The sequence below is a fragment of the Alloscardovia criceti DSM 17774 genome (genome assembly GCF_000376885.1).
Taxonomy (GTDB): domain Bacteria; phylum Actinomycetota; class Actinomycetes; order Actinomycetales; family Bifidobacteriaceae; genus Alloscardovia; species Alloscardovia criceti.
Genome location: NZ_AQXR01000010.1, coordinates 463,740 through 473,334 on the forward strand (window position 1 = coordinate 463,740; position 9,595 = coordinate 473,334).

Here is a 9,595-nt window from a genome sequence, read left to right on the forward strand (position 1 = left end):
GTTAATCCTCGAATACTCGCATCACAGACAAGACCGTTCCTATGGAGCGGTCTTGGTCCATTTCGCTGACGATTTCGCGGATGACGCGATCTTCTACGATATGGGTGGTGAGCCATAATTCGTGATTGCCGTTTTCGTCTTCCTCAGGGCGCTGCTGTACGGCGCGAATAGAAACATCATGTGCGGCGAAAATCTGTGAAATACGAGCCAGCACACCGATGTTGTCCGACGCACTCAAGCGCACCATATACGAGGATTGAGAATTAGCCGCATCCACGATAGGCACATCCGAGTACAAAGGAATTTGAGGACCAGTGGATCCTGAGACACGGTGACGAGCCACGGTAACGATATCTCCGGCCACTGCAGAAGCCGTCGGTGCTCCGCCAGCACCACGACCATAGAACATCAAATCATCCGATGCCTCACCCTCCACAAATACAGCATTAAAGCTGCCGGAGACCTTGGCAAGCTGGTGATTCGCAGGCAGCATCACAGGATATACGCCTGCGCTAATGCCTTCTTCATTTTCGGAGACGACAGCGAGCAGCTTGATGACGCGATTCATGGCACGAGCTGCGGCAATATCGGATTCTGTGATGTGCTCGATGCCTTCGACATACACGTCGTCTAAACGCACATCGCGGTGGAAGGCAAGCACGCACATAATTGCTGCCTTAGCGGCGGCATCAAAGCCACCGATATCGGCAGTAGGATCTGCTTCTGCGAAGCCTTTCGCCTGGGCGTCCTTAAGCACGGTGTCAAATGGCAGACCCTTGGTAGTCATTTCATCCAAAATATAATTCGTGGTGCCGTTGACAATACCCATAATGCGGTTAATCTTGTCGCCCACCATGGATTCTCTCAACGGACGCACAATAGGAATTGCGCCACCAACAGCGGCTTCAAAATAAATGTCTACACCATTCTTGTGTGCCGCCTCATACAGTTCAGGACCGTGTTGGGCAAGCAGTGCCTTATTTGCGGTGACAACGCTAGCTCCATGGTTGAGTGCACTGAGCACGAAGGTACGAGCAGGCTCAATGCCCCCGATGAGTTCTACAACCACATCGGCGCGCGTTGTTAAGCCCAAGGTATCCGTGGTCAGCAAACTCTTATCAATCCATGGATCATTCACCTCACTAGGATCGAGCACGGCCACGCCTACCAGCTCAATGCGAGCCCCCACACGACTTTCCAGCTCATCTGCCTGCTCGACGATGAGGCGAGCCGTTTGAGAGCCCACCGTGCCTGCACCCAGCAATGCGATTTTAATTGTTTTCTCACTCATGTTTATCCTGAACCTTGTCCTCGGTGTTTTAGGGGGCTTAAGCCTTCACTACTACGTTGCGCAAACTTCCGATGCCCTCTACATGGACGATGGCTTCATCGCCCGGCTTAAGGCTGCCTGTGGCATCCGGGGTGCCTGTCAAAATCACATCTCCCGGCAAAAGTGTGGCGAAACTAGAAATAAAAGAAATTTGTGATTCGATGGAGTGAATCAGGTTTGCGGTGGTGCCAGAGGCTGCAGGCACATCCTCACCGTTTAACGTGAAACTAATTTTTGCATCCGCATAATTGAGATCCGTTTCAACCCATGGACCCAATGGGCACGCGGTATCGAAGCCCTTTGCACGCGTCCATGTAGGATCGTCGCCCTGCAAATCACGCAAGGTAACATCATTGGTGCAGGTGAAGCCCAGCACATAATTCATTGCTTCAGATTCGGAAACATTTTTCGCTATACGACCGATAACCACAGCCAATTCTGGCTCAAAATTCATATCCTTGCTGAAGCTAGGGAAGACAATAGGATCATCCGGTCCAATAACGGCTGTCGATGGCTTAGAAAAAATTACCATATCCTCAGGTGCTTGTACGCCGTGCATGCCATGGATTTCTCCCATAAATTGCGCATGCGCCTGATAGTTTTTGGCCAATCCGTAAATTTTGCTTGGAATAACGGGCGCAAGCAATCGAATACCATCCTCATCCAAGGCGAACCGGTTTCCCGTAGGCGTTACCGGATTGCCGGATAATGGGTAACCCGAAAGTTCCACGGCATAATCTTTGCCGTCTTCTTCATCTTTTTGGATAAAAGCGTAGGACACTGTGTCATCATGACTAAAACGCGCAATTCTCATACTTTAAGAATATAGAACCCCCGCGAACGCTTCGCCAATCGTCCACATCCTGCGAAAGTCTTGTCACTAAATAAAAGCCCTTTCGCCAAAAATAGCTGTGCCAATGCGAATAATCGTAGACCCTTCAGCAATAGCCCATTCCATATCCGAGCTCATGCCCATGGAGAGTTCTTTACAATCCTTCGGACCCGCAGATTGAAGGTCTTCTCGCAGTCCTCGTAAATGCGCAAAACAGGCTCTGACAGTTTTTTCATCATCCACATGCGTGCCAATAGTCATCAAACCTTCCAGTTTCAACTGAGGTATTTGCGCAATGCGCAGGGCTAAATCGTACGCCTCTTCCGGCTTGCAACCGGATTTGCTCGCTTCTCCCGATTCGTTCACCTCAAGGAACACACCAATGGTCTGGCCCTCCTCCAACCTGCGCGCAATGCGTTCCGCTAGTTTGAGTGAATCTATAGACTCAATTGTGGAGACATATGGCACAATTTTGCTAATTTTATTGGACTGCAGTTGCCCAATCATATGAAAAGGAATGGATAATCCACGTTCTGCGAAGGCTGTTTCCAATCCTTCTGCTTTTGCAACGATTTCTTGAGGGCGGTTCTCACCAATACATCGAATGCCACTATCCACAGCGGAGACGATTTCGCCCACATCACGGGTTTTCGTAGCGGCCAGTAGGCTTACATCGCTGCGTAAACGCCCGCTTTTATCTATCGCGCCATACATGCGCTCCAAGGTGCTTTCCACGCCTTGGCGAATCTGCTGGCGGCGTTCTTCGGATATTACGGTATTACTTAAATCTTTGTGATCCATATAGGCAGTCATAGTGCCACTATAACGCGATTGCTTAACAGACAAAGAAAAAGGGTACGGATGTGAAACCATCCGTACCCTAGAAAGAATAGTGTTTTTTTACTAGCCAATAAAGATATTAGCGAGAAGCACACCTACAATAGCGCCGCAGATTGGGGCTACAACAGGAATCCATGCTTCATTCCACTTGGAGCTGCCCTTGTGCTCAATAGGAAGCAGCTGGTGAGCCAAACGTGGCATCAAATCACGTGCTGGGTTCAAAGCTGGACCTGTGGCACCACCCATAGAGGTGACCAAGCCCCATACGATGAAGCCAACGATGATAGAAGCTGCAATTGGGCTCTTCTGACCCCAGTCAAGGCTCAAAATAGTCAACGCGCCGAAGCACAGAATCAACGTGCCCACGAACTCATTGATGAAGTAGTTGAACTTATCGTTTGCCGCATCATCTGTAGCAAAAGTGGCAAAGATTTCTTCTGCATTATCGGTGTCATCATAGAATGGCTTGTACATGAGCCATACGATCAGCTGGCCTACGAAGGCACCTGCAAGCTGAACGATGATGTACAAGGCTGCCTTATTCCAGCCAATCATGCCGTTTACAGCTTGGCCAATGGTCATAGCTGGGTTGATGTGTGCACCAGAAACATAACCAAACATGGCTACTGGAATCATCACGCCAAGACCGTAACCCATTGCGATGTTAATCCAACCAGCATTGTGTCCCTTAGACCCCTTGAGAAGGTGGTTGGCCACAGCACCATTGCCGAATAACATCAGAATTGCTGTGCCGAAGAATTCAGCAAGCAATTGAGTCCACAATGGAAAATCCATGAGATACTCTCCTAATCTCTTTTCACTAATAGAAAACCTTTCCAATTCTATAGGGAAAGTGTGATATTCCATCGGCGTGTTTAGGATAATTAGGGAAGCTTGAAGGCTTTTAAATAAAGTAGAAGTAGTGCATTTTTGGTGTGTGTGGTGGGGGGTGTTTAGTATTTTGTCCCCAATATGTGAAGTGAGGGGTGGCACCGTGTTGGTGTCACCCCTCATCATACGTGTGATTGCGGCGGTTTGTTACTCTCCCACACCCTATCGAGTGCAGTACCATCACCGTACTAGGTCTTAGCTACCAGGTTCGAAAAGGATACTGGGCGTTTCCCCTAGGCCATGACCACCGCAAAATCTTCAATTATCAACCCCATCAATAATGGGCTCATGTATCATTTGTTTCGTGTTTGTGGTTCGGGGACCGGCTAGTAGACGCGACACGTTTCGTGTTCTCATATAATGCTCCTTGTTGAGTATTAATCGTATTCGCATAAGGAGTGTTCAATAAGAGTGTGATTACCTTCGACTATTAGTACCGGTCAGCTCCACACGTTACCATGCTTCCACACCCGGCCTATCAACCTCATCATCTCTAAGGAGTCTCACACACCCCCAAAGGAGTGTCAGGAATTCTCATCTTGGAGAGAGCTTCCCGCTTAGATGCTTTCAGCGGTTATCTCTTCCGAACGTAGCTAACCAGCCATGCCACTGGCGTGACAACTGGCATACCAGAGGTTCGTCCACCCAGGTCCTCTCGTACTATGGGCAGGACTCCTCAAAATTCCAACGAGCGCAGAGGATAGAGACCAAACTGTCTCACGACGTTCTGAACCCAGCTCGCGTGCCGCTTTAATCGGCGAACAGCCGAACCCTTGGGACCTGCTCCAGCCCCAGGATGCGACGAGCCGACATCGAGGTGCCAAACCATCCCGTCGATATGGACTCTTGGGAATGATCAGCCTGTTATCCCCGGGGTACCTTTTATCCGTTGAGCGATGCCGCGTCCGTACGCCGGCACCGGATCACTATTTCCGACTTTCGTCCCTGCTCGACCCGTCAGTCTCACAGTCAAGCTCCCTTGTGCAATTACACTCAACACCCGATTACCAACCGGGCTGAGGGAACCTTTGAGCGCCTCCGTTACTCTTTAGGAGGCAACCGCCCCAGTTAAACTACCCGCCAGGCACTGTCCCTGACTAGGATAACTAGTCGAGGTTAGACATCCAATATAAACAGAACGGTATTTCACTTGCCGACTCCACACAAGCTAGCGCCCATGCTTCCAAGTCTCCCGCCTATGCTACACAATCCACACCGAATGCCAATACCAAGGTATAGTAAAGGTCCCGGGGTCTTTTCGTCCTTCTGCGCTTAACGAGCATCTTTACTCGTACTGCAATTTCACCGAGCTCCTGGTCGAGACAGTGGGGAAGTCGTTACGCCATTCGTGCAGGTCGGAACTTACCCGACAAGGAATTTCGCTACCTTAGGATGGTTATAGTTACCACCGCCGTTTACCGGGGCTTAAATTCACCACGTCACATTACTGTTAATGGATCCTCTTAACCTTCCGGCACCGGGCAGGCGTCAGTGCATATACAGCGACTTACGTCTTCGCATGCACCTGTGTTTTTGGTAAACAGTCGCTACCCCCTGGTCTGTGCCACCCCCAAAAGCTCCACCCGCAAAGAGTTTCACCATCAAGGGTCTCCCTTATACCGAAGGCACGGGAGTAATTTGCCGAGTTCCTTGACCAGGATTCGCTCGATCGCTTTGGTATACTCTACCTGACCACCTGTGTCGGTTTAGGGTACGGGCAGTATACACTCTCACACCGAAGTTTTTCTTGACACCAAGACACACCAAAACACCACCCAACGATGATGCGCATCACACCTCACCCACACGTTCAACGGATTTACCTATCAAACAGGCTGCGTGCTTACCATGCCAAAACCACCTGACATGTCGGCTATCACGATGCGTCACTCCTGTGCTGTCCTACTACAAACCAAGATCCCAATCATGAAAACTCACCACACCCGAAAGCATGGATCATAAACATCAGAGGTTAGTATAGTAAGCCTCGGATTTGACGAGTATACACTGGTAGGAGAATATCAACTCCTTCACCCAATCGACTACGCCTGTCGGCCTCGCCTTAGGACCCGACTCACCCAGGGACGATGAACGTGGCCCTGGAACCCTTAGTCATCCAGCGGACGGGATTTTAACCCGTCTTTCGTTACTCATGTCTGCATTCTCACTTCCATACAGTCCACAAAAGTTTCCACTCCTGCTTCACCCCAGTATGGAACGCTCTCCTACCCAACCAGCCCTAAAGACTGATTGCCGCGTCTTCGGTGGTGTGCTTGAGCCCCGCTACATTGTCGGCGCGGAACCACTAGACCAGTGAGCTGTTACGCACTCTTTCAAGGATGGCTGCTTCTAAGCCAACCTCCTGGCTGTCTATGCGACTCCACATCCTTTCCCACTTAGCACACGCTTAGGGACCTTAGACGACGATCTGGGCTGTTTCCCTTTCGACAACGAAGCTTATCCCCCGCTGACTCACTGCTAGACACCACTTCACAGGTATTCGGAGTTTGGCTGCTATTGGTACCCTATACGGGCCCGCAAGCATCCAGTAGCTCTACCCCCTGGAAACTAATCTAACGCTGCACCTAAATGCATTTCGGAGAGAACCAGCTATCACGGAATTTGATTGGCCTTTCACCCCTATCCACAAGTCATCGCCCCAGTTTTCAACCTAGGTGCGTTCGGTCCTCCACAAAGTCTTACCCCTGCTTCAACCTGCTCAAGGATAGATCATCCCGCTTCGGGTCTAGGGCATGCAACTCAAACGCCTTTTAAAACTCGCTTTCGCTACGGATCCCCCACACGGGTTAACCTCGCTACATACCACTAACTCGCAGACTCATTTTTCGATAGGCACGCCGTCACCCCTCAAGGCTCCGACGGATTGTAAGCTCACGGTTTCAGAAACTATTTCACTGTCCTCCCGGACTACTTTTCACCTTTCCCTCACGGTACTCGTTCACTATCGGTCACATGGATATATTTAGACTTACCCAACGGTCTGGGCAGATTCACACGAAATTCCTCGAGTATCGTGCTACTCGGGACAACTCATAGCAAGACAACGCGCTACCACCTACGGGGCCATCACCCTCTCCAGCCAGGCATTCAATCCTGTTCAGCTCACACGCCATTTTATCACTCACCACCAGCCTGTCAGAACCAGTACAAAGCATCCCACAACACCACTCACGCAACCCCTGACAAGTATCACACGCAAATGGTTTAGTCTCCTCCGCTTTCGCTCGCCACTACTCACGGAATATCTCTTCCTGTAGGTACTGAGATGTTTCACTTCCCTACGTACGCCCCCACAAAAAATGGGTATCAAGCATTCATACTTGATGAGTTTCCTCATTCAGACATCCTCGGATCACAGCTCGGTTGACAGCTCCCCAAGGCTTATCGCAGCCTCCCACGTCTTTCATCGCTCCCATGTGCCAAGGCATCCACCCTAAGCCCTTAACAGTAAAAACACCATTAAACACTACCGAATACAATTCCTAGACAACAAATCATCACACTAAAATGATCACAAAACGATCGAACCACAACTCAAAAAAATAAAAATTCTCAGAGTTCGATTCAATTACAACAAACAAGCAAAAAAATAAAACTTGTTTGCTCGCGTCCACTATCCAGTTCTCAAACCACAAACCCACACACAACCACACACCAAACAAACCATCCAGCATGCAATCACATGGGGAAGCTACCAAGACTGCTGTCGCAATCCGGAAACCCAAAAGCATATTCCACACTACAATGTTTCAATAACATTCCACACCAGAACACAACACCCCACACCACAACAGTGCAAGAAAAAAAATATGTTGTGCCACAAAAACAACCCATAACAATGGGTTCTCAAAATCTCCGTAGAAAGGAGGTGATCCAGCCGCACCTTCCGGTACGGCTACCTTGTTACGACTTAGTCCCAATCGCGAACCTCACCTTAGACGGCTCCCCCAGAAAAACTGTTAGGCCACCGGCTTCGGGTGTTGCCCACTTTCATGACTTGACGGGCGGTGTGTACAAGGCCCGGGAACGCATTCACCGCAGCGTTGCTGATCTGCGATTACTAGCGACTCCACCTTCACGGAGCCGAGTTGCAGGCTCCGATCCGAACTGAGACCGGTTTTCAGAGATCCGCTCCAGGTCACCCTATCGCACCTCGCTGTACCGGCCATTGTAGCATGCGTGAAGCCCAAGACGTAAGGGGCATGATGATCTGACGTCATCCCCACCTTCCTCCGAGTTAACCCCGGCGGTCTCTTGTGAGTTCCCACCATAACGTGCTGGCAACACAAGACAAGGGTTGCGCTCGTTGCGGGACTTAACCCAACATCTCACGACACGAGCTGACGACGACCATGCACCACCTGTGAAAACGCTCCGAAGAGAAACCCCATCTCTGAGGCAATCGTTAACATGTCAAGTCTTGGTAAGGTTCTTCGCGTTGCATCGAATTAATCCGCATGCTCCGCCGCTTGTGCGGGCCCCCGTCAATTTCTTTGAGTTTTAGCCTTGCGGCCGTACTCCCCAGGCGGGATGCTTAACGCGTTAGCTCCGACACAGAACCCGTGGAAAGGGCCCCACATCCAGCATCCACCGTTTACGGCGTGGACTACCAGGGTATCTAATCCTGTTCGCTCCCCACGCTTTCGCTCCTCAGCGTCAGTCATAGCCCAGAGACCTGCCTTCGCCATTGGTGTTCTTCCCGATATCTACACATTCCACCGTTACACCGGGAATTCCAGTCTCCCCTACTACACTCTAGCCTGCCCGTACCCAGCGCAAATCCACCGTTAAGCGATGGACTTTCACACCAGACGCGACAAACCGCCTACGAGCTCTTTACGCCCAATAATTCCGGACAACGCTTGCACCCTACGTATTACCGCGGCTGCTGGCACGTAGTTAGCCGGTGCTTATTCAAAAAGTACACTCACAGTAAAACTGCTTGCTCCCAATTAAAAGCGGTTTACAACCCGAAGGCCGTCATCCCGCACGCGGCGTCGCTGCATCAGGGTTCCCCCCATTGTGCAATATTCCCCACTGCTGCCTCCCGTAGGAGTCTGGGCCGTATCTCAGTCCCAATGTGGCCGGTCGCCCTCTCAGGCCGGCTACCCGTCGAAGCCTTGGTAGGCCACTACCCCACCAACAAGCTGATAGGACGCGATCCCATCGTATAGCACTCAATCACTTTCCCACACCACCATGCGATGATGCGGACCATAGGGCATTACCACCCGTTTCCAGGAGCTATTCCCCACTACACGGCAGGTTGATCACGCGTTACTCACCCGTTCGCCACTCTCACCAACCCAAGCAAGCTTGAGCCAGATCCCGTTCGACTTGCATGTGTTAAGCACGCCGCCAGCGTTCGTCCTGAGCCAGAATCAAACCCTCCACAAAAAACTTGCAAAAAGGCCATCAAAAATGACTCACAAAAATAAAATCAACGAAAAAACAAAAAGTTTCAACGCACAAAAAAAGACACTCATCAAACCATCACAGTACCCAAACACAAAACAATATTCAGGCGAGCATCACTGGCATTATCAAAACAATAAAAAGTAGTACAAAACACGCTCTTGAGTTCTCAAACCACCACAACACAAACCAGCACAACCACTCACAAACCAAGCAATCACACCGCATCAGGCAGCGAATAAAAACAATACACCAAACCACAACCC

The 9,595-nt window shown here is 50.3% G+C and carries 4 protein-coding genes and 3 rRNA genes; all 7 read right to left on the reverse strand.

The window, feature by feature from the left end; translation table 11 throughout:
- Position 1 precedes the first annotated feature (1 nt).
- Complete coding sequence (locus D570_RS0105340) at positions 2-1,291, reverse strand: homoserine dehydrogenase (protein WP_018143369.1); 1,290 nt, start codon at positions 1,289-1,291, stop codon at positions 2-4.
- 37 nt (positions 1,292-1,328) lie between these two features.
- On the reverse strand, positions 1,329-2,144 hold the full coding sequence (locus D570_RS0105345) for a fumarylacetoacetate hydrolase family protein (RefSeq protein WP_018143370.1): 816 nt from the start codon (positions 2,142-2,144) through the stop codon (positions 1,329-1,331).
- Positions 2,145-2,210: 66 nt separating this feature from the next.
- Positions 2,211-2,975 (reverse strand): YggS family pyridoxal phosphate-dependent enzyme, encoded by a 765-nt coding sequence (locus D570_RS0105350; RefSeq protein WP_018143371.1) that lies wholly within the window; start codon positions 2,973-2,975, stop codon positions 2,211-2,213.
- Positions 2,976-3,065: 90 nt separating this feature from the next.
- Positions 3,066-3,797 carry an MIP/aquaporin family protein gene (locus D570_RS0105355; protein ID WP_018143372.1) on the reverse strand — a complete coding sequence of 244 codons (732 nt, stop codon included), beginning with the start codon at positions 3,795-3,797 and terminating at the stop codon, positions 3,066-3,068.
- A 230-nt stretch (positions 3,798-4,027) separates the two neighbouring features.
- Positions 4,028-4,145: ribosomal RNA gene (gene rrf, locus D570_RS0105360) — 5S ribosomal RNA — on the reverse strand.
- Between the two features lie 159 nt (positions 4,146-4,304).
- Positions 4,305-7,369 (reverse strand): 23S ribosomal RNA (locus D570_RS0105365).
- Between the two features lie 406 nt (positions 7,370-7,775).
- A 16S ribosomal RNA gene (locus tag D570_RS0105375) occupies positions 7,776-9,311 on the reverse strand.
- Together the 16S, 23S and 5S rRNA genes form the textbook arrangement of a ribosomal RNA operon.
- Positions 9,312-9,595 lie beyond the last annotated feature (284 nt).